This window comes from Pseudomonas sp. 9.3L, assembly GCF_058536285.1.
Genome location: NZ_JBZUBK010000001.1, coordinates 3,398,169 through 3,419,446 on the forward strand (window position 1 = coordinate 3,398,169; position 21,278 = coordinate 3,419,446).

General features: G+C 60.2%; 14 protein-coding genes. 5 read left to right on the plus strand and 9 right to left on the minus strand.

The annotated features are described in order from the left end of the window. Window positions 1-21: 21 nt before the first annotated feature. Complete coding sequence (gene purL, locus AC4LE2_RS15805; protein WP_491826660.1) at window positions 22-3,918, minus strand: phosphoribosylformylglycinamidine synthase; 3,897 nt, start codon at window positions 3,916-3,918, stop codon at window positions 22-24. A 167-nt stretch (window positions 3,919-4,085) separates the two neighbouring features. Between purL and mltF the strand changes: the two genes are divergently transcribed. Continuing rightward, window positions 4,086-5,558 (plus strand): membrane-bound lytic murein transglycosylase MltF, encoded by a 1,473-nt coding sequence (mltF, locus tag AC4LE2_RS15810; protein ID WP_491826661.1) that lies wholly within the window; start codon window positions 4,086-4,088, stop codon window positions 5,556-5,558. Between the two features lie 35 nt (window positions 5,559-5,593). Here mltF and tadA read toward each other — a convergent pair whose 3' ends face one another. Together tadA and AC4LE2_RS15820 are read right to left on the minus strand one after the other, a co-directional pair. After that, window positions 5,594-6,079, minus strand: a complete 486-nt coding sequence (gene tadA, locus AC4LE2_RS15815; protein ID WP_491826662.1) for a tRNA adenosine(34) deaminase TadA — start codon at window positions 6,077-6,079, stop codon at window positions 5,594-5,596. Further along, window positions 6,079-7,452 carry a multicopper oxidase family protein gene (locus tag AC4LE2_RS15820; RefSeq protein WP_491826663.1) on the minus strand — a complete coding sequence of 458 codons (1,374 nt, stop codon included), beginning with the start codon at window positions 7,450-7,452 and terminating at the stop codon, window positions 6,079-6,081. Before AC4LE2_RS15820 ends, tadA begins: the two co-directional genes overlap by 1 nt. Before the next feature lie 218 nt (window positions 7,453-7,670). Between AC4LE2_RS15820 and AC4LE2_RS15825 the strand changes: the two genes are divergently transcribed. After that, window positions 7,671-10,556 carry a dermonecrotic toxin domain-containing protein gene (locus AC4LE2_RS15825; RefSeq protein WP_491826664.1) on the plus strand — a complete coding sequence of 962 codons (2,886 nt, stop codon included), beginning with the start codon at window positions 7,671-7,673 and terminating at the stop codon, window positions 10,554-10,556. Between the two features lie 444 nt (window positions 10,557-11,000). Next, window positions 11,001-11,900 carry a class A beta-lactamase gene (gene bla / locus AC4LE2_RS15830; protein WP_491826665.1) on the plus strand — a complete coding sequence of 300 codons (900 nt, stop codon included), beginning with the start codon at window positions 11,001-11,003 and terminating at the stop codon, window positions 11,898-11,900. Window positions 11,901-11,937: 37 nt separating this feature from the next. Here the strand turns inward: bla and AC4LE2_RS15835 are convergent, their stop codons facing one another. Then, window positions 11,938-12,327 carry an ester cyclase gene (locus AC4LE2_RS15835; RefSeq protein ID WP_491826666.1) on the minus strand — a complete coding sequence of 130 codons (390 nt, stop codon included), beginning with the start codon at window positions 12,325-12,327 and terminating at the stop codon, window positions 11,938-11,940. Window positions 12,328-12,388: 61 nt separating this feature from the next. Continuing rightward, window positions 12,389-13,279, minus strand: coding sequence for a LysR family transcriptional regulator (locus AC4LE2_RS15840; RefSeq protein WP_491826667.1), 891 nt, complete (start codon window positions 13,277-13,279; stop codon window positions 12,389-12,391). Window positions 13,280-13,456: 177 nt separating this feature from the next. On the opposite strand from AC4LE2_RS15840, the gene AC4LE2_RS15845 reads away from it, so the two are divergent. Further along, entirely contained in the window at window positions 13,457-14,326 is an 870-nt protein-coding gene (locus tag AC4LE2_RS15845; protein WP_491826668.1) for an SDR family oxidoreductase, read from the plus strand. A gap of 121 nt (window positions 14,327-14,447) precedes the next feature. Further along, complete coding sequence (locus AC4LE2_RS15850; RefSeq protein ID WP_491826669.1) at window positions 14,448-15,167, plus strand: haloacid dehalogenase type II; 720 nt, start codon at window positions 14,448-14,450, stop codon at window positions 15,165-15,167. A 59-nt stretch (window positions 15,168-15,226) separates the two neighbouring features. Here the strand turns inward: AC4LE2_RS15850 and AC4LE2_RS15855 are convergent, their stop codons facing one another. From AC4LE2_RS15855 to AC4LE2_RS15870, 4 genes are all read right to left on the minus strand, one after another. Beyond that, on the minus strand, window positions 15,227-15,421 hold the full coding sequence (locus tag AC4LE2_RS15855) for an acetyltransferase (protein ID WP_491826670.1): 195 nt from the start codon (window positions 15,419-15,421) through the stop codon (window positions 15,227-15,229). 51 nt (window positions 15,422-15,472) lie between these two features. After that, window positions 15,473-15,667: a hypothetical protein gene (locus AC4LE2_RS15860; RefSeq protein WP_491826671.1), complete on the minus strand. Its 195-nt coding sequence runs from the start codon at window positions 15,665-15,667 to the stop codon at window positions 15,473-15,475. Between the two features lie 6 nt (window positions 15,668-15,673). Beyond that, complete coding sequence (locus tag AC4LE2_RS15865) at window positions 15,674-15,928, minus strand: FitA-like ribbon-helix-helix domain-containing protein (protein WP_491826672.1); 255 nt, start codon at window positions 15,926-15,928, stop codon at window positions 15,674-15,676. 550 nt (window positions 15,929-16,478) lie between these two features. Next, the gene (locus AC4LE2_RS15870) at window positions 16,479-21,101 is read right to left on the minus strand and encodes an NACHT domain-containing protein (protein WP_491826673.1); all 4,623 of its coding nucleotides are present in this window, start codon (window positions 21,099-21,101) and stop codon (window positions 16,479-16,481) included. Between the last annotated feature and the right edge of the window lie 177 nt (window positions 21,102-21,278).

Below are 21,278 nucleotides of genomic sequence, written 5' to 3' on the forward strand. Positions count from 1 at the left end.
GCGCGTACCCCCGCTTACGGCTTAGTTCACCCAGACACGCGCATTGCGGAACATGCGCATCCAGCCACCGTCCTCGGTCCATTCCTCGCCATACCAGGAGTTTTGCACCGCACGGAATACCCGCTCAGGGTGGGGCATCATGATGGTCACGCGGCCGTCTCGGCTGGTGAGGCCGGTGATGCCACGCGGCGAGCCGTTGGGGTTGGCCGGGTAGGCTTCGGTGACCTTGCCGTGACTGTCCACGAACCGCAGCGCCACACAACCGGACACATCTGCCTCGACCAAGGCCTCGTCGCTGGCGAACTCCGCATGGCCTTCACCGTGGGCGATGGCGATGGGCATACGCGAACCGGCCATGCCTTGCAGGAAGATGGAGTTGGACTCCTGCACCTGTACCAAGGCAACACGCGCTTCGAACTGCTCGGAGCGGTTACGCACAAAGTGCGGCCAGCTTTCGGTGCCAGGGATCAGCTCGTGCAGGTTGGACATCATCTGGCAACCGTTGCACACCCCTAGCGCGAAGCTGTCGCTACGCTCGAAGAAGCCTTGGAAGGCCTCACGTGCGCGGCTATTGAACAGCGCCGACTTGGCCCAGCCTTCACCGGCCCCCAGCACGTCACCGTAGGAGAAACCACCACAGGCGACCAGCCCCTTGAACTCGGCCAGGTCTACGCGGCCGGCAAGGATATCGCTCATGTGCACATCCAGTGCACTGAACCCGGCCCGGTCGAACGCGGCGGCCATTTCTACCTGGCCGTTGACGCCTTGCTCGCGCAGCACGGCGACTTTGGGCCGAACGCCCGTCTTGATGTAAGGCGCGCTGATGTTTTCATTCACGTCGAACGACAGCTTGGCGTGCAAGCCCGGGTTGTCTTCTTCGAGCAGCGCGTCGAATTCCTGGTCGGCGCAGGCTGCGTTGTCCCGTAACCGCTGGATACGGTAGCTGGTCTCGGCCCACTGACGGTGCAACAGGCGGCGCTCGCCCTCGAACACTACCTGTTCGCCCAGGCGAACGGACACGTGGCCATTATTGACGGGTTTGCCCACTACCACGACGCAGTCTGCGAGGCCTGCGGCGCTGAATTGGGTGAGGATGGCCGGGGTGGCGTCGTGGCGCACCTGGATCACCGCGCCCAGCTCTTCGTTGAACAGCACGGCAGCGACTTCGCTCTCCTCTTGCGCCAGGGTGTCCAGGCGCAGGTCGAGCCCACAGTGACCGGCGAAGGCCATTTCCAGGGCAGTCACCAACAGGCCGCCGTCGGAGCGGTCGTGGTACGCCAGCAAGTGGCCGTCCGCGTTCAGGCCCTGAATCACTGCCCAGAACGCCTTGAGGTCTTCGGCGTCGTCCACATCCGGGGCACTGTGGCCCAGCTTGCCGTGAACCTGCGCCAGGATGGAGGCGCCCATGCGGTTCTTACCGCGGCCCAGGTCGATCAGGATGAGGTCTGTCTCGCCCTTGTCCATGCGCAGCTGGGGGGTGAGGGTTTTACGGATATCGATCACCGGCGCGAAGCCGGTCACGATCAGCGACATGGGCGAGGTAACGGCCTTGTCGCCACCGCTATCCTGCCAGCGGGTTTGCATGGACATGGAATCCTTGCCCACCGGAATGGTAATGCCCAGTGCAGGGCACAGCTCCATCCCAACCGCCTTGACGGTGTCGTACAGGCGGGCGTCTTCACCAGGGTGGCCGGCGGCGGCCATCCAGTTGGCCGAGAGCTTTACGTCCGACAACCGGCCGATGGCCGAGGCCACCAGGTTGGTAAGGGTTTCGCCGATGGCCATGCGGCCCGACGCCGGGGCATCGAGCAAGGCCAGCGGGGTGCGTTCGCCCATCGCCATGGCTTCGCCGGTGTACACATCGTAGCTGGTAGCGGTGACTGCACAGTCGGCCACGGGCACCTGCCACGGGCCGACCATCTGGTCGCGGGCAACCAGCCCGGTGATGGTGCGGTCACCAATGGTGATGAGGAAGCTTTTGCTGGCCACGGCAGGGTGGCGCAGCACACGGGTGACGGCCTCGCCCAGCGCGACGGTGGCGGGGTCGAAGTCATCGCCTTGCTCGGCTTCGCGGCCCACGGCGCGGTGCATGCGCGGCGCCTTGCCCAGCAACACCTCAAGCGGCATGTCCACCGGGCTGTTGTCGAAGTGGCTGTCGGTCACGGTCAAGCGTGGCTCGGTAGTGGCCTCGCCGACGACGGCGAAGGGGCAACGCTCGCGCTGGCAGATGGCTTCGAAGGCGGGGAAGTCTTCCGCCGCCACGGCCATGACGTAACGCTCCTGGGATTCGTTGCTCCAGATCTCGTGCGGCGCCATGCCGGGCTCATCGTTGGGCACATTGCGCAACTCGAACCGCCCGCCACGGCCGCCGTCGTTTACCAGCTCCGGGAAGGCATTGGACAACCCACCCGCGCCCACATCGTGGATGAAGCAGATAGGGTTGGCATCACCCAACTGCCAACAGCGGTCGATCACTTCCTGGCAACGGCGCTCCATTTCAGGGTTTTCGCGCTGCACTGAGGCGAAGTCCAGGTCTGCCGAGCTGGCGCCGGTGGCCATGGACGAGGCCGCGCCACCGCCCAGGCCGATCAGCATGGCCGGGCCGCCCAGCACGATCAGCTTGGCACCGACGGGAATTTCGCCTTTTTGTACGTGCTCGGCACGGATATTACCCATGCCCCCCGCCAGCATGATGGGCTTGTGATAGCCGCGTACTTCTTCGCCTCGGGGGCTGTTCACCGCTTGTTCGAAGGTACGGAAATAACCGGTGAGCGCGGGGCGGCCGAATTCGTTGTTGAACGCAGCGCCGCCCAGCGGGCCCTCGATCATGATGTCCAGCGGGGTAACGATACGCTCGGGCTTGCCGTAGGGTTGCTCCCAAGGCTGTTCGAACCCTGGGATGTTCAGGTTGGACACCGTGAACCCGGTAAGACCGGCCTTGGGCTTGGCGCCCCGGCCGGTGGCGCCTTCGTCACGGATTTCACCACCCGACCCGGTGGACGCCCCAGGGAAGGGTGCGATGGCCGTAGGGTGGTTGTGGGTTTCTACCTTCATCAGGATATGCACCGGCTCGCGTACCGCCCCGTACTCACCGCTGTGCGGGTCGGGGAAGAACCGGCCTGCTTCATTACCGACGATCACCGCGGCGTTGTCTTTATACGCCGACAACACCCCTTCGCTGTGCATCTGGTAGGTGTTCTTGATCATCCCGAACAGGCTTTTTTCCTGGGCCTGGCCGTCGATATCCCAACTGGCGTTGAAGATCTTGTGCCGACAGTGCTCGGAGTTCGCCTGGGCGAACATCATCAGCTCGATGTCGTTGGGGTTGCGGCCCAAGCCCTGGAAGCTGGTGACCAGGTAATCGATTTCGTCCTCGGCCAGTGCCAGGCCCAGGCTAACGTTGGCGGCCGCCAGCGCAGCGCGGCCCCCGCCCAGTACATCTACGGACGTCATCGGCCGCGGCTCGGCGTGACCAAACATCGCCGACGCATCCTCAAGGCGCTCCAGCACGCGCTGGGTCATGCGGTCGTGCAACACGGCGGCCACCTCGGCGGCCTGCTCGGCGCTCAACTCGCCCTGCACATAGTAGGCAATCCCGCGCTCCAGGCGCTCGACCGTGGCCAGCCCACAATTGTGGGCGATATCACTGGCCTTGCTCGACCAGGGCGAGATGGTGCCAAGCCGTGGCACGACCAGGAACAGGCGCCCCACCGGCTCCTGCACCGGGACGCTTGGCCCATACTTGAGCAGGCGTGCCAGCACCTGCAGCTGTTCGTCGTCGAGGTCGGTTTGGAGTTCGGCAAAGTGAGCGAACTCGGCATACAGGCCGGTGACAGCGGGGACCTTCTGACTCAGTTGCTCCAGTAATTTACCGTGGCGGAAGGCAGATAGGGCAGGAGCGCCGCGCAGGATCAACATCGTGGGGACAGCCTCGGGAGGGGTGTAGATTGGGGCGTGCATTCTAGCCTAAAGCGTTGCCTTAGGCACCCGTCATGGCAGCCCCTGGGCAAGCGGTCGCGCTTTTAGCAGAACCCTGTTGCACTGTCGAGATATGGTGGCGTCGATGCTTTGCGTATACTCCCCCCATGTTCGCCTCCATCGTTCTCCACATGCGCCAGGCGCGGTGGCTCCTTGCAACCGTTTTCCTTTTGATGCTCAGCGGGTGTGTTGAAAAACCCAGCACGCTGGAGCGAATCAAGGAAGACGGCGTGCTGCGCGTCATCACCCGCAACAGCCCTGCCACCTACTTCCAGGACCGTAACGGTGAAACCGGTTTCGAGTACGAGCTGGTCAAGCGCTTCGCCGACGACCTGGGCGTAAAGCTTGAAATCCAGACGGCCGACAACCTCGACGACCTCTTCAACCGGCTGGGCCAGCCCAATGGCCCTGTCCTGGCTGCGGCGGGCCTGGTCAGCAGTGCGCCACGCGAGCAAACGGCGCGCTTCTCGCACCCGTACCTGGAGGTCACGCCGCAAATCATTTACCGCAACGGCCAGCCTCGCCCTACCGATCCCAAAGCCCTGATCGGCAAGAAAATCACGGTCCTCAAGGGCAGCACCCACGCCGAGCAACTGGCTCAGCTCACGCTGCAAAACCCGGGGCTGGAGTACGAAGAGTCCGATCAGGTGGAGGTGGTAGACCTGCTGCGCATGGTGGACGAAGGGCAAATCGACTACACCCTGGTGGACTCCAACGAAGTGGCCATGAACCAGGTGTATTTCCCCAACGTGCGCGTAGCGTTCGACCTGGGGGAAACGCGAGACCAACGCTGGGCTGTCGGGGCGGGCACTGACAACAGCCTGCTGCACGAAATCGACGCCTTTATCGACAAAGTGCGACGTAATGGCACCTTGCAGCGCCTCAAGGACCGTTACTACGGTCACGTGGACGTTCTTGGCTACGTAGGCGCCTATACCTTTGCGCAGCACTTGCAGGAGCGGCTACCGCGGTTCGAAAAGCATTTCCAGGCCGCTGCCCGCCAGGAGCGCGTCGATTGGCGGCTGATGGCTGCCATTGGGTATCAGGAATCAATGTGGCAAGCATCGGTCACCTCCAAAACCGGCGTGCGTGGCCTGATGATGCTCACCCAGAACACCGCCCAGGCCATGGGCGTGGCCAATCGCCTGGATGCGCGCCAGAGCATTTATGGCGGGGCGAAGTACTTTGCACTGATCAAGGATCAACTCGACGACAGCATTCGCGACCCGGACCGCACTTGGTTCGCTTTGGCGGCCTATAACATAGGCACCGCCCACCTGGACGACGCCCGCAAGTTGGCCGTTGACGAGGGGCTAGACCCGAACAAGTGGCTGGACGTCAAGAAAATGCTGCCGCGCCTGGCCCAGAAGAAGTGGTACAGCAAAACGAAGTATGGCTATGCCCGAGGCGGTGAACCGGTGCATTTCGTGGCCAACATCCGCCGTTACTACGACATTCTCACGTGGGTGACCCAGCCTCAGGCCGAAGGCGGCCAGGTGGCCGAGAGCAACACTCATGTGCCGGGCGTGGGCAAAACCCCACCGCCTACTCAGGGCAAGCATGCCCCCGCACCGCTCTAACGCCGGCTTGGCCGAGGGCTAGCCTTGGCTACCGCTCATGTCTGCTGCGCACGCCTGCTGCGGAAGAACGCGCTGAGTACCGCGCCACAGGCCTCGGCCATCAGCCCTCCTTCTACCAGCACCCGGTGGTTCAGGAAGGGCTGGCTAAAGAACTGCCCTTGGCTGTGTACGATCCCCGCCTTGGGCTCCAGCGCCCCGAATACCACCCGCGTAATGCGCGAATGCACGATAAGCCCGGCGCACATGCTGCAAGGTTCGAGGGTCACGTACAGCGTACTGCCGGGCAGCCGGTAGTTAGCCAGGTGGGTGGCAGCACGCCGGATGGCGACCATCTCGGCGTGCGCGCTGGGGTCGTGGGTACTGATGGGGCAATTGAAACCCTGCCCTATCACCTCGCCCGCCTGAACTACCACCGCGCCTACCGGGACCTCGCCCAAGGCCGCGCCCTGCTCTGCCAGGGCCAATGCCATTTGCATGAAGCCTTGGTCGCGGCTGCGGTCGACGATCACCGGCTGGCGCATCAGGCCACCTCAATGGCGGCCATCAAGCCGGTTTCCATGTGGTCGATCACATGGCAGTGGAACATCCAGGTGCCGGGGTTATCCGCCACCAACGCCACCTGGGCGCGTTCATTACGCCCCAGCAGGAAGGTGTCGGTGAAGTACGGCACGATCTTGCGCTTATTGGAGGCAAGCACCTTGAAACTCATGCCATGCAAATGCACGGGATGCTGGTACTGGGTCAGGTTTCTCAGTTCAAAAATATAGCTCTTGCCCTGCTCAAGGCGGGCGATGGGCCGGTCTGCGCAGGCCTTGTCATTGATGTCCCACGCCACACCGTTGATCTGCCACAGGCTAGGCGCTGCGGTGGAATCGGCTGCCGGGGTGGTGCCCACCCATTCGAAATTGAAATTCAGCTTTTCGGCAGCGGCCAGGTCTGGCTCAGCGATAGGGTTAGGCGGTAGCGCAGACGGCCAGTCTCCTGCCACGCCTTCGGCCGCCACCGCACGCAAGGTGCCCAGGCGCACCGGGCCGTCACGCAAGGAAAGTTCTTCCCCCGCCGCCGGCATACGCAGGGCCAGGCACGCGCGCATACCAGGCCCCAACCAATAGGACTTGCCCAGCGGGCGAGGCTCTATAGGGTTGCCATCCAAGGCATACAGGCGCGCCTCGTACTTACCTTTGAGGTTCAGGCGGTAGGTAGCGGTGTTGTCGAGGTTGAGCAACCGCAGCCTTACGATCTGCCCGGCGGGCAAATCCAGGGTAGGGGTGGGCGCGCCGTTGATCGTGGCCAGCCGACCCAAGGTGCCGTTTCGGGCAGCTTCGCGAGGAATGCTGAACGGCAAAAAGGCCCCTTCGTCATCCACGTGCCAGTTTTTCAGGCTAAGGGTACGCTCATGCGTAAAGCCTGTAGGCTCGCGCTCCTCTACGATGAGCGGCCCCACCAGGCCACGCCCGAGCTGCTCACTGCTGGCCACATGGGGGTGGTACCAGTAACTGCCGGCATCTGGTACGCGAAACCGATACTCGAAGGTTTCGCCCGGCATGACGGGCAATTGGGACACATAGGGCACCCCGTCCATGTGCAGAGGCAGGCGGATGCCGTGCCAATGAATGGTGGTGGGCACGGGCAGGTGGTTGACGAAGCGCACCCGCAGCCATTCCCCTTGGCGCATACGCAGCTCGGTGCCAGGGGCGGACCCGCCGAAGGCCCAGGCAGGCGTCTGATGGCCTGGTACCAGCTCGACGTTGAGAGGCGCGGCGATCAGTTCGTAGTCATGGCCACCGGGCGCCTCATTACGGCCAAGCCAGTAACGCGTGGCGCCACCAGCGCCCAGCCCCACGACGGCCAGGCCAGACAGGCCTGCGAGGATTTGGCGGCGGGTGAAAGACATCGAAAACGGAACCTCTCGAACGGTGCGCGGGCCCTGACCCGCCGGGGCAGGCCACCATACACCGATCAACTGCAAAATTTAAGGCCCGCTGATGAAGGGCCCTCGGGGTCGAACAGGGGCCGATGCCCTATACCTCGTGCCTCACTAGACATATACCGTACCTGCCCATCAAAGCCTGTTCAGGCTACGCCTCCCGATCACCGTTAGGAGGCTCTGTAATGAGCAGATTCACGCGCTCTCTTTTGTCCACCCAGATCACCTTGCGCGCCTCGGCACAGGCCCTTGCACTGAATTGCCCGGACATGCGCCAGCAAGCCCGCGTCATTGCCCAGCAGATACTGGCGCAGCACCAATTGGGCCAGTTGGAACCCGATACCTTGTACTGGCACCGCTTCACCGACCACGTCAGTAGCCCACGCACCTTTTCAGGCTGGGCGCACTATCAGCGGCCGATCCAGTCACTGACCCTGGTAGAGCTGGTGATGATTCGCTTCAGCGGCGAAGACAGCGTGGCGCAAGACGCCCTCGATACCCAGACCGGCTTTTATCGCGCGCCAGCCACGGCAGGCTATTTTGACGAACGCAATGAAGTGCGCCTGTTACCCAGTGAGGTACTGCAGCGCCTCTGGGCACTTGATTTCAAAGCACGCTTCGAGCGCGACAGCCGCCAGTTCTGGGCTACCCACGGCGACGATTACCGCGCCATGGCCAAGGCCACGCTGATTGGCCATGCATTGCAGGCACGACAACACGGCACGCTGACCGACACCGACCTGGGGCGGATTTTCACGGCGCTCACCGGCCCAATACAGGCCCCGGTGACCAAAACGCTGTTAAAGGCGGCCTATACCCCTCCTACCACTGTGCATGTGAGCTTTTTACGCATTGGCCAACATCAGGCCACTGACCTTCTTCACCTGATCGTGGGGGGCGGCCATTACCTCTACGCACCCGGCGAGCCAGACCCATGGCTGGCCTTCGACGATTTGCGCGGGTTGCACTGGTGGCTGCTGCTGCATAACGACCACGCTGAGAACCGCGCCCGCTTCGCCAGCCATTTCCCACTGCGCACCGCGCTGGCTGAGCATGGCCAGCAACCGCTCAACCACACTCTGGATTTGCTGTACTCCAGCTGGGGCCGTGAGCACTGCACCTTATTGGACCCACCCGCGCCGTCGATTGGCGAAGATGCCTTTACGCTGCTGCGAAACCGCGTAGCGGCGCGCATGCAGGATGATGCAAACCTACGCCTGACCAGCAACGCGACGCTGCGCGAGCAGATCTGGCTGGGGTACCTGGGTGCCTTCAATCACGCCTTTGGCCCCTTGGCGGCACTGGACTGGCCCGTGGTGCTGGCTTGCGTGGGCGCAGGCTTGACGGACGTGGCCCTGAACATCGACCTGGCCGTGCACGCCCCTACTACGGCACGCCGCGACAAGGCCATCGTGGCTGCCGTTTCAGCGAGCGTGGACCTGCTGTTCAATGCCTTATACCTGTGGGGCGCCTGGCATGAAGCGGTGCCGGCCAGCCCACTCCCTGAAACCTCTGCGCCCAACCCAGCATTGTCCCTCGCCGAGGTTACCCCGGAGCGCCTCTACCCTGACGAGACCACTACGCTGCTGGAGCACTTCGAAAGTAATGCAGTGCTGGCGGGTTACCAGCCCGGAACGGACGGCCCACTGCGTGGGGTGTACACCGTCGATGGGCAGTTCTATATCCAGCTGGACGGCGCCAGCTACCAAGTGCGCCACGCGTCGGCACTGGATGGCTGGGTAATCGTCGACCCCATGGTGCCCTATGCCTTTCAGCGCAACGTACCCGTGTGCCTCAACGATCAGGGCGAGTGGGCAGTGGTGCCGAGGCCGGGGCTCATGGGCGGCGGGCAGGCATTGGGCACCCTGACGCGGCGCGCTACGGTTGCACCGGCGTACGTGCCGGCACCTGCTTCGCCCTATGAGCTACCCGCGGCGCAGCGCGAACCGCTGGCCAACGCGGCGGCGGACGCGTCCAACCCCATGCTCAACGGTGACGACTATGACTTCCTCCACAACCCTGAAGGCAGCCAGGCACTTTCGACCTTCCGCCGGTTGCGCACACGCCTTGAGGCCGACGCCCATGCCTTCTTTCAAACCCGCCCTGTTGTACCGCGCCCGCCCGCAGCCCCCCTGCCCCCGACCCTGAACAGCAAGACACTGCTGCGTGCGTTATTCGGCAGGCGTAATGGCTTGGTGTGCGGTGAGGCGCACGGGCATGCGGCAAGCAAGCGGTTCCTGATCGACCAGATGGGCGCGTTGCGCAAAGCCGGCGTAAACACCCTGTACATGGAGCACTTGCTGGCGGATTTTCATCAGGTAGATTTGGCCATTACCCTGCAAAGCCGCACCTTGACCCCGGCCCTCAGGCAGTACCTTGGCAGGCTCGATACCGGCTACCACCTATGGCACGCCAAGCGCTACACCTATGTGAAGCTGATCGAGGCCGCCAGCGAGCAGGGCATCAGGGTGGTACCGCTCGATTGCCTGGCAAGCTACCGGGTGGCCCGGCTGGAAGACCCTTACGGCAACCTGCGCCAGCAGATGATGAACTATTATGCGCACCAGGTGATTTCGGCTGACCGGGTAAACCTGGGGGGTGGCCGCTGGGTCGCGTTGGTGGGCAACACTCACGCCAGCGCCTTTCGAGGCGTGCAGGGGCTGGACACCCTTGAAGACGTGACCAGCGTGCGCTTCGAAGACGTGCCACCGGGCGCCGATCAGGGCCTGGTGCCCGACCCTGGCCGTTATGTGGAGCAAAGCGGGTTGGGCGGCGTCACGCTTAGAAGCAACTACCTGTACCGCAGCGAGGCCCTGCACATGGCGGCCGGCGAAGATGACTTGGCGCAAGGCCTGCCCCGTCGGCGTAGCTTCAACATACACGGCGAGCAGGAGCAACCGCTGCTGACGCTGCGCCTGCCGGACAATCGGTTGATCAGCAGGCCGCTGCTGCAGGATGGTAATTGCGTACTGGTGAACCTGCCAGAGCTACCCCAGGTGCACCATGTGCGCTATACCAGCGTTACGGCGCTGGCCAATGACCTCAAGCGCTTGGGCTTTACGACAGGCTGATAGCCCGCGGCGCCCCGGTCATGCCCACCACCGGTGGCGCCCTACTCACACCACGGAGCGCCTATGCAACACACGTATTCAAAGGCGTTGAGCCTTGCCATGGCCGTATCGCTGTCAGGGTTTGCCCCGGGGTGCCAGCCCCCCGTCACCCCACGATGACACCGGCCCACTTGGATGAATGCCGTGGAAGGGGCAACGACCGATCAACGCCGCTGGCACCTTGAAACCGCCACCTTGAAGGCGGTACCGCCGCAGTAGCCTTCAGCCTGTAGCCTGGGCTGCTTGTAACATCGGCAAACACTAACCTGCGTAGTCGTGGCCGTTATCCTGCTCGGCATCAATACTTCACTCAAAAGACGTTATCGATGACGGCTGCTGGGTTGAACGCCAGGCACCGGCCCGCCTATCCTCCCGCGCCATGTACAGCAAGGCAGTGACCTCACCATGAACGCACTCATCAGCATCCTGTTTGCCGCCTTGGCGGTTACCGGCATGGCCGCGCCCGCCCAGGCCATCAGCCAATCAGGCGTGGGCGAACAGTTGGGTATCACCGCGAAAGCCATTGAGCAACGCGTTGGAGGGCGCCTGGGAGTAAGCGTGATCGACGTAGCCACCGGGCAAACCTGGGCCTATCGCGGCGACGACCGCTTCCCCATGGCCAGCACGTTCAAGGCGTTCACCTGCGCCCACCTGCTGTACCAGGCCGACCACGGCACGCTAAACCTGGACGACCGCGTGCCCTTTAGCGCCAGCGAGCTGGACAGCTACTCGCCTGTGACACACGACCGGGCGGGCGCCCCAGGCATGACCTTGCGTGAGCTGTGCGACGCCGCCACCTCGATGAGTGACAACACCGCCACCAACCTGGTGCTCAAAGCCACCGGTGGGCCAGAGGCCCTGACCGCATTCCTGCGCACTCTGGGCGACAAACACACCCGCTCCGACCGCTATGAGCCCGACATGAGCAACGTGGCACCGGGCGATGCGCGGGACACCACGACCCCCAACGCCGCCGCCACCACCTTGAAAACGCTATTGCTGGGCGATGTATTGTCACCTGTGACTCAACAGCAACTGAAAACCTGGCTGATCGATAACAAGGTAAGCGCAGACCTGTTCCGCGCCAGCCTCCCCAACGGCTGGACCATCGCCGACCGTACCGGCGCCGCCGAGTACGGTTCACGCGGCATCATCGGGGTGATCTGGCCCAAAGGCCCCGGCGTGACCTCAGGCCCCATAGTGGCTGCGGCGTATTTGACCGGCACCTCGCTTACGCTGGAGGCCCGCAATGCCGTGATGGCCGAGGTGGGTGCGGCACTGGTGAAAGACTTGACGCGGCAATAGGCATCACCCCAAGCCTAGCGCGGGTGGGCTGGGCGCCCTACCCAAGCTGTGCTTCGATGGCCGCCTTGTCGATGACTGACCACACGTGGGCAATTTTCCCGTCGACGACTTCGTAGAACACGTTCTCGCAGAACGTCACGGTTTTACCGTTGATGGGCAGGCCCATGAAGCGCCCCGTTGGGGTTACCACGAAGTGAAGCCGGCTGGCCACACAGGGCGGGTCGCACACCAGCATCTGAATCCGAAACGCCAGGTCTGGAATGTCGAGGTAGTCCTGTTCCAGCATGGCGCGGTAGCCACTCAACCCACGCTTGGTGGCGTTATGGGTCACGTTGTCGCTGACGAACTGCCCCAAGTGCTCCCAGCGTTGACGGTTGAGGCAGTCAATGTAGCCACGGTAGAAGTCGGCAAGCTCGGTTTTTGTCATGAGGGTGTGTCCTTCAAGGGGTAATGCACTGGTATAAACGTGCAGACATCTATTAAACCAATCAGATCGCGATAAGCGCCGAAAGCTCGTCCGATGTCCCTTTGGGAAAGGCCACTCTCAAGTAGTCGAGAAACGCCGATACCCGCGCGCTCAAGAGGCGCCTTGAGGGATAGAGCGCCCAGAGGGCGACGTCTGGCCCGGCTACATCGCCCCAGTGCTGCAAACTGCCGTCCCGCAGGTCACGGTCGACCAGCGACAGCGGCAGGCGGGCCACCCCTATCCCAGCGCGCACCGCATCGCGCACCATGACCAGCGAAGACAGGGTAAGCACCGGATCAACCGCCAACTGGGACGTACCTGCTGGCGTGGTGATCGCCCAGGCCGCCCCGCCGTCGCCAGCAACCCTTACCACCGCCGGGACTGCCTCACCTGCCACAGCACTCAACAGCGGAGCCCCGACCACCACGAGCCGGTCACGCAGCAGGATGCGGCCGATAAGGTGCTCATCGGGGGCGGGATTTACCCGAATGATCAGGTCATAGCCTTCTTCGACCATGTCGACGCTTCGGTCCTCTGTGGTGACCTCAAGGCGTACCTGTGGGTACTTGAGCATGAAGCCAGCCGCCAGCTTGCCCATTGCCGCCTGGGCGAAAAACAGCGGAGCGCTGATGCGTAGCGTGCCCCGTGGCTGCTCTCCACCGGAGGCAACAGAGGCCACGCGCTCGTCCAGTTCGGTCAGCAGCGCGCTGGTGCGCTCGAACAGTGCCCGCCCTTCCTCTGTGAGTTTCAAGCCCCGCGCGCTGCGCTCGAACAGGCGCAGCTCAAGGCTCTGCTCCAAGTCTGCAACCCGGCGAGACAGCGTGGCTTTTGGCCGACCGCTTGCGCGCGCCGCCCGGCCGAACCCTCCGTGACGGGCAACGAGGTTGAAATCTACGAGCGCGAGCAGGTCCATGCGGTTTACCTAAGGCTGGGGCACCAATGGCGACGGTGCCTTATCGAAGTGGGCTGAAAAAAAGCAGGCGTTGAGAAATGTCTCACAGGTGAGACAGCCTGTAAATTTTCAGCGGCTATCGGCCCGCTGGATAAACACCGATAGTGGGGCCCCTGTTAACCAAAACGGAGCACGACCATGACTATCCTCGTTACCGGCGCCACTGGCAGAGTAGGCACCCGCGTTGTTGAACAACTCCTTAAACGCAACGCTAAGGTGCGCGTGCTCGTGCGAGACCCCGCAAAAGCAGATTTTCCGGCTGAGGTTGAGGTAGTGCAGGGCGAAATGCTCGACATCGAGTCGCTCCGCCGCGCCTTTACCGGTGTGTCCGCATTCTTCTTGCTGAACGCCGTGGCCGCAGACGAATTCACCCAGGCTTTGCTGGCGCTGAATATCGCCTTGGACGCCGGCGTGAAGCGGGTGGTTTACCTGTCGGTACTGCACGCTGACCGCTTTGTGAATGTGCCGCATTTTGCAGTCAAGTCCGGTGCCGAGCGGATGATCGAACAGATGGGTTTCAGCGCCACCATCCTGCGCCCCGCTTACTTCATCGACAACGAAGTGATGATCAAAGACGCCCTCTTCAACCACGGTGTTTACCCCATGCCGATTGGCAATAAAGGCATCGCCATGGTCGACACCCGCGACATCGCTGAAGTAGCCGCCCTCGAATTGATTCGCCGCAATCAAGCCGTGGACAGCCTACCCCTTGAAACCCTCAACCTGGTGGGCCCCGACACACTGACAGGTTCGGCGGTTGCCGCGATCTGGGCAGAGGTGCTGAAACGCCCCGTTGTATACGGCGGTGACGACCCCAGCGGCTTCGAGCAGAACCTCGCTCAGTTCATGCCAGCCTGGATGGCCTATGAGATGCGCCTTATGGCCGAGCGTTATGTGAGTGACGGCATGACGCCCGATACCGGCGATGTAGAGCGCTTGACGAGGTTGCTAGGGCGCGACCTGCACACGTATCGAGACTTCGCCACCCAACTGGCTGGCCAGGCCTGACCTGTACGCCCCACGGCGGCCGCGGTCAAGGAAGCCCCTCCACTCAGGTTGCGAACAGCAGCCTGCGTACTACAGTCGAGGGTCTAGCCTCCCCTCTCTTGCACACACATAGGCCCTAGTGATGCCCGAACTCTCCCCCTTAGCCTTCACCCTCGACCCTGTGCCCAAGGTCATCACCTTCGACTGCTATGGCACCTTGGTGCAGTGGTACGAGGTGTTTGTGCGAGAGATCGATCAACTGCTCGCAGCCCACCCTGCCAACAGCGTGACTGCAAGCGCCGTGCTGGACCGCTTCTCTGAAGAAAGCCGGCAACTGACAGCGCAAACCCCACACCGTGTCTATCGAGATGTCTTGCGTAGCGGCTTTACCACGGCGTTGCACAACTGCGGTTTGACCCCTAGCGCCGATCAAATCGAGGCCCTGGTGACCGCCCCTCTGAAGATGGGCCCGCACCCTGAGGTACCCCACGCGCTCCGGCGCCTGCGTGAGCGTTACAAACTCGCCATTTTCACAAACTCCGACGACGACCTGATCGCACCCACCGTGGCGAGCATCGGCGTGCCGTTCGACTACGTCATCACCGCCGAACAGGCACGCGCCTACAAACCGTCGCGCGCCTTCTTTGAATACGCCTACCAGACGATGGGCGTGAACCCGGACGAGACGGTACATGTGGCGATGGGCATGTACACCGACATGAAGGCCTGCCATGAGCTGGGCGTGCGCGGGATTTGGGTGAACCGCCGAGGGGAAGCGGGTAATCCGGCGTGGTTGCCTTATGGGGAGGTGGGGGATTTGGAGGGGGTGGTGGCGGTGTTGCAGCCTAGCGGCATACCATAGAGCAGCTTGAAAAGCTCGGTCATTGGTTCTTATGGCTGCGGGTAATCAAGCCAGGGAATTCAAATGAAAAGAAGCTCAATCTCATTCCATGTCAGCCAGCTTTTAAAGGTCTTCCTATGGGTTCTGAGGACGAGCTTGGTCTCTGAATAAACAATCTGTTTGCCAAGGTCGCCACTCAGGTCCAGCTTTTTGGTGGCTTTGATTTTAGGTCTCTCTACTATGGATACGCCGTAGGCGTTCAGCTTGTGGTTCATGGCTTGAGTACTCCAGACGGATTCATCAATTACTGCTCACAAAGTAGCACCCTAAGAGCCGAGCACATTGAGCCATTGATGCGTCGTAGGCTGATTGCCGATTGCCATCAGTGTCACACCCGCGCGCAGCTCAGCTACGGTAATCGCAGATAGGTAGAGCGCCTCTAGGGGTTGCTTGTCGATCCATTCGATGACGCTTTCCACGGGCGAATTACGCAGAGGCTCCGAGCCCACAATTCGTATCAAGCGGAATCATTCAAAGCTCGCTGCACGGGCGGGAGATTTGTCGCGCACGCTCTCAAAGGTGGCGAACTCTTCAGCGGTCAGCTTGGCCTTGCGGCCAACGTCGGCGAGCAGCGAGCCAAGTTTGACCCGGCCTGGTAGTTCTATGGCGGACTCCAGAATTTCACGTATTCCGGCCTGAATGCTATGGCCACTTTGAGCAGCTCGCGCGCGGAGGGCGCAATGCCCCTCATCGGGGATATTTCGGATGGTAACGGATGACATCTTTAAAACCTTTTCTCGATGGAGGGCGCCTGCACCTTAGTAGAGTGCAGGCAGGCTCCACAATCCTAGGCCGCTTGCCTCAACGCTGTCTTGTCCTGTCACGCCCGCTGGGGATGTGCTTTGTACTGTTAATACAGGCGCCACGAACGAACTGCCTGAAGCGGCCGAACAGAGAGCACTACCCCAAAAAACCAAAAAGCCCGCAATTACGCAGGCTCCAGGGCATTTCTTACTAGTTGGTGCCGGACAATGCCGGACGTCCCATCATTCCCACTCTATTATCAATAGACACATATAAACCCCTGGAAACGCACTCTTTAAAGAAAATTCTATTTCGAGACCATGAGAAATACCATACGGGAAACTCTCTTGAGGGTGATATCGCTAGGAAACACCTACCCAGGGCAACGCCGGTATAAAGCTGCCGCATCAACACCGGAATCCGGAGAACATCAGCCCATAATCGAATCGGGCGACCGATTGGGATATCGTCTCATCCAAGCTGTGGGAGGCCAGGAAGCGGACGGGTTGAGCGGATACGGCTTGGGCCTTAACGGCGCAGCGCAAATGCTGCAGCGTCCTCTGCGCCGTGAACCTCAGCGTCAAGCAGGCGCTCGTAGATCGTCATCGCACGAGTTTTGATCTCTATTGGTGAACGCTGAAGTGCAATCACAAGCCCTATAAATTCGCCGTCGTACAACCCTCCAACGGTCCTATCTGGCGATGTACGTGCAAGCTCAGTTGCAGCCTCTGCGATTTCAAGCACCAGCATTTCAAAGCCTGGATAAAGCAACAGGTGCTGAAGCGAGCGTACAAACAGCAGCCCCATCGATTCTCTGAGCAGATCAATATTTACTGCAACAGAAGCCAGCAGGGCTCGCGTCATCTCATCGGGAGGTAATCGCTCGCCACGATCTACAGCTGTAGATAGAGCATGAGCCTCGAACCCACTGACAATGCTGGCGACATAAATGAGGTAGGCATGCGAGCGGCTTCGAATATCGAGATCAAGTTCACCCCACCCCGCTGCAGCCGCAAATAACACGCCAGACCTGGCAGAAATATCATTCCCGGCCATCACCGCTTCAACTATCTCGCCCATCTCACAAGAAGCAGCGCTATCGACAATCACGCTAGCAGCGGAGAACTCACCACCAATCTGCCTAAGCTTATGATCGCTATGACTGAGCCAGAAGTTGACAATCTCCTGCTGTACGCTCGTATGCATGCGAACGCGCAGGCGCCACAACGACTGGACTACAGCTGCATCTTCAAACGCCGCTGGAAACCTCCGCCAAATCGCCTCAATCAGTTCGCCCACTCTTGCCGCGTCCGCCCACCAAAGTTCATGCGAACTGAACATTAGGATCGCACTCCAAACCTCGGGATCTTCAGGATGAGTAACGTGTAGTTCCAACTCCGCGAGCCAACCATCACAATCCACGCCGTCACGATGGAGATATCCCGCTGCGATCGCTGACAGCAGCGTGAAATTGCGCTGAGGGAGAAAATGCATCCCTCCGCCCCGGCCGAATAGCATGGCCTCAGGGCGTTGATCTGGTTTCTCATTCCGCTCACGATTGGATTTGTTTAACTCGGCATGACGTACTGTTTCTGCAGCCAGCACATTGGGGTCGCGCTGCAGCCAGCCCTTGAGCAACTCGATGTCACGACCCTCAAGACCTTTCAGGCGTTTAGCGAGTACCTCCATGGCGCTGGCAACATCGTGGCGAAAGCTAGTCGACGAAAAGCCACGGGATTGGGCATCCCAAATCAAAGTTTTTTGTGTCTGAGCGTCAACTGCCTCAACCGCCGACAACTCCCTAATCGCGGCGCCCGTAACCTGCTCGTGCAGACCTGGTTGTAAACGCGGAATGATACGAAGAACACGATCTGGGAACGACTTCGCAAACGCGGAAAAAGCCCGAGACAACTCAGTAACACCGCCCTTCAGCCAGTGTTTCGGGTGCTCATGACGGCCAGTATGGTCGTTTACTGCAACGAACATTTTGATAATCGCATCGTCACTGGCTTTCGCCATCTGATCGTGGCTCATGGGTGATCCAACGAACTGCGCCATCCTCCGACCGCCACGTTTTGCTTTTAGCGTGGGCTGTTCGACCTGCCACTCCTCAACTTGCCTACGACGACGGGGCGTCAGCACGCGCACAGGTAGTTCGGCAAGTAAACGCAACCTCCGCTCATCAGACCAACGGAGCAATAGCCTTCTATGGGCAGGATCTTGCTCTTCCTGTAATTCTTCCCCCCAAGGCTCCCAAGCCTCGATGTAATCGCGAATCCGCTCAATATCAGCGAGAGAGAGGTAGGGAGTGATCTGGGCAATCAGTGTGCTTGACGACCAACCGCAGATCACGTGGCCGACACTTCTTTCATCGTCGAACGTGTCGCTACCTAGATGAAGACGCCGCTGATCGGCCAGGAGAAACGCGAGCGCATACTCAGCAAATACAGCCGAGTTCGCCGCCAGGGTATCGGCCACTAGCGACTGGACCTCGTCAATTTCTACAGCAACAACAGTAGCAAGCAAGGTGCGCACACCTAGCGGGTCAGAAACTGCTGACTCTTCGAGCACACTCCGCAGAAGCTGCGTCAAATGCCCCTCGCCAAAATCATATTTCCAATCGTATGGAACAGATATCGATTGCGGATATCGATGCCCGGGCCGCCCATCACCAACCTCTCGCGATGCCACCCCGACAAACCAAGGCAGGAGTCGTTCGGCACAATAGAGCGGTGCGGCTGCCGCAATCTTTTCAACACCATACACCTTGATGCCATTGTGCCGATCCGCAGGCTGCAACTCAGCCCATAATGAGATGAGATCCAAAGCAACGCGGGTATTACCGTTCTCATGCAAAGTCTTGGCGTAATGGGATATCGCCCAATCTGCCAACGTCGATCGATTAAAGATCGTACGGACATGGGCGATTGCACGGTCGGTCGCAATACCAGAACGCTCAAAGAGACTAAACACGTCTCCGTCATGTGAAGTATCCGACCAATAGCGGTCGACCAGATCCATAACTTGGCTCGAGTCCTCAGCAACTTCTCGAACGAGCAGCATGGTCGCATTCCAGCGATGCTTTTCGTCCTGTAGAAGAAAAGGAAGGAGCGGCAGCACCCCTGACCTCCAGCACGGCCATCTTATCGCTACCTGCCTGAATGCCCGATTCGCAAGTGCATGATCGTTACGCGCCATCCAATCGACCCAAGCAATATCACTTACGCTCGGATCATCAGCACTCGCCAAATAATCGGCCACAAGATGGCGCAGATGTCTGCGTGTCTTGGGGTTTGGTAGCAACAAGCGAATAGACACCTCATAGGATGCCATATCAACCCTTCGCATATGCTCAAGGCCGCGTAAAACTGTTCCCCGCGCAAATAACCCTTCCTGGCGACTCCATGCGTAATCAGCCAACTCTTGTGCGGTTCGGAGTGTCTTAGCCTGGAAATCATCGAGCCATGACTGATGACTGAATCCAATGCTGGCGTCTTCACGGATGACGATGCCAATCGACTCGGCCCAACGCAGCATCTCGCTGTAGTCCGGGTCATAGTAAGCAGCCGGCCGCCAGAGGCTCTCATACTGCGTCATGTCAGCCGCGAGCTGGCGCAAGAACGCCAGACACGAAGCACGCGCGGGCCCTACAGGTAGTTTTTTGTCGAGCCATCGATCAAGTAAGTTTGCTGCCGTAAAATCCGCAGGATTCAAGCCAGATTTGGCAAGATCGACGTATATACCGAGTGCAAAAGGTGTACGCAGCGCCTCTTTGAGACTATCCGGCACGACAGTGGAGTCGATACCGAGCTCACCAAGCAGCGTGGATATCCGCTCGAACGGAGGAAGAGTAAGTAGTAACTCATCCGCATCAAGCAACCTAAATCGAGCGTCGAACTTCGCCTCAAATGGTCGCGAAGAAACGATGACATGAATGGGAAGTTTATTACCCTCTTGACTCTCTGCCTCCTGTAACCGAGATGCAAGGCGAAGTAATACCTGCATGCGCTGCGAACTCTGGTCCATCACTTCACTGACAGCGTCAAGCTGATCAATGATCAGCACAACCGGGGCTTCAACCGCCAGCGAGAGAAGCTCCTGTTCCATATCACCTGACATACCAAGATCGCGAGCGAGGTCGACGAAATTCACAATATTAGGGCTAAGCATGTCGGCCTTTATCGCTAGCACAATCTGGCCGCGGGCTTTGAGGGCACAATACAGCTCAGCGAGAAGTGCTGACTTCCCAGTCCCTGCTCCTCCCACGACCAGCGTGGAGCCTGCAGGATGCCGATTGATCCGCTGGATCAGATCGTCGAACTCTGGTCGCTCTATATGCTGCCCCCAAATCAGTTGAGGCCAGTCGGCCAGACCGCGCGACCCGCGCGTGATGTCTTCCTCAACATCAGCTCTGGTGAATGTTTGTGTGCTCTTTGAGACCAAGCCAACTGCAGCGAACCGAGCCTCAATCATGGCCTCGGCATCCTCCACAGCCACGACAAGTTGAACTTTGAAAAACCGCTGACGGACAGCAGGGATGCACTCCAGTAACGCGTCGAGGTCGACTGGTCTAAGAAGCTCATATTTCAGGTTCTTCAGGGCCGTCCTGATGCCTGGCATGACAGCCTCGATCTTCAGCATCGAGAATGCTTCATACTTTTTAATGACGTCGGTAGCCAGACCTAAAAGCTCTGTTTCATTGGCAGTTAGCCAACTCTGTGGCGTATCGAAAAAATCGGTTGTAGTGCTGGCAGGATCCGAAGCAAGAGCAAGAATAAATCGGAAGCCGGCCGGGTCCGGCATAAGCGCCGGCTCAAGCACGACATTTAGAAGGAACTTGATTACCTCACGGAGCGTGTCCGGCCGGGTGAAACCAGCCTTAACCTTTTTGCACTGAATAAGCCCAACTGGCCGCTCATCCTTCGTGAGCCAAACATCCCGCCCTTGATCAGCTCCTGTGACCATCAAGCGAGCATTGTTGTACCAAGACAACTCAGATGCACGCCCTCGATAGATGCTGTACAGGAGAAGTTCAAAATCAGCGTCCGTTAACGCAAGATAATTTGCTCTATCTGGTCCCACACGCCCTTCGTCTACTGCCCTGACGTGAGCGTACTCAACGTTAATCTCATCATCTGTGAGGACTTTCATACTGGTCTTCCGTATTTGACGATTTCCAGCTACCGACAAAGAGCTGCTGCCAACACAATGCGGCACCTTCAATAGCGAGACTAAGCGCCACTGGTGCGGGCGTAAAAAACCGGCCAACGCCGGTTCTTTTATGCAGTCATGCAGCACTGCGGGGTTACTCCCACTTAATCATTATAA

Bases quoted from the DNA above. Each gene is read 5' to 3' on its own strand.
- purL (WP_491826660.1), bottom strand. From the start codon at position 3,918: ATGTTGATCCTGCGCGGCGCTCCTGCCCTATCTGCCTTCCGCCACGGT.
- mltF (WP_491826661.1), top strand. From the start codon at position 4,086: ATGTTCGCCTCCATCGTTCTCCACATGCGCCAGGCGCGGTGGCTCCTT.
- tadA (WP_491826662.1), bottom strand. From the start codon at position 6,079: ATGCGCCAGCCGGTGATCGTCGACCGCAGCCGCGACCAAGGCTTCATG.
- AC4LE2_RS15820 (WP_491826663.1), bottom strand. From the start codon at position 7,452: ATGTCTTTCACCCGCCGCCAAATCCTCGCAGGCCTGTCTGGCCTGGCC.
- AC4LE2_RS15825 (WP_491826664.1), top strand. From the start codon at position 7,671: ATGAGCAGATTCACGCGCTCTCTTTTGTCCACCCAGATCACCTTGCGC.
- bla (WP_491826665.1), top strand. From the start codon at position 11,001: ATGAACGCACTCATCAGCATCCTGTTTGCCGCCTTGGCGGTTACCGGC.
- AC4LE2_RS15835 (WP_491826666.1), bottom strand. From the start codon at position 12,327: ATGACAAAAACCGAGCTTGCCGACTTCTACCGTGGCTACATTGACTGC.
- AC4LE2_RS15840 (WP_491826667.1), bottom strand. From the start codon at position 13,279: ATGGACCTGCTCGCGCTCGTAGATTTCAACCTCGTTGCCCGTCACGGA.
- AC4LE2_RS15845 (WP_491826668.1), top strand. From the start codon at position 13,457: ATGACTATCCTCGTTACCGGCGCCACTGGCAGAGTAGGCACCCGCGTT.
- AC4LE2_RS15850 (WP_491826669.1), top strand. From the start codon at position 14,448: ATGCCCGAACTCTCCCCCTTAGCCTTCACCCTCGACCCTGTGCCCAAG.
- AC4LE2_RS15855 (WP_491826670.1), bottom strand. From the start codon at position 15,421: ATGAACCACAAGCTGAACGCCTACGGCGTATCCATAGTAGAGAGACCT.
- AC4LE2_RS15865 (WP_491826672.1), bottom strand. From the start codon at position 15,928: ATGTCATCCGTTACCATCCGAAATATCCCCGATGAGGGGCATTGCGCC.
- AC4LE2_RS15870 (WP_491826673.1), bottom strand. From the start codon at position 21,101: ATGAAAGTCCTCACAGATGATGAGATTAACGTTGAGTACGCTCACGTC.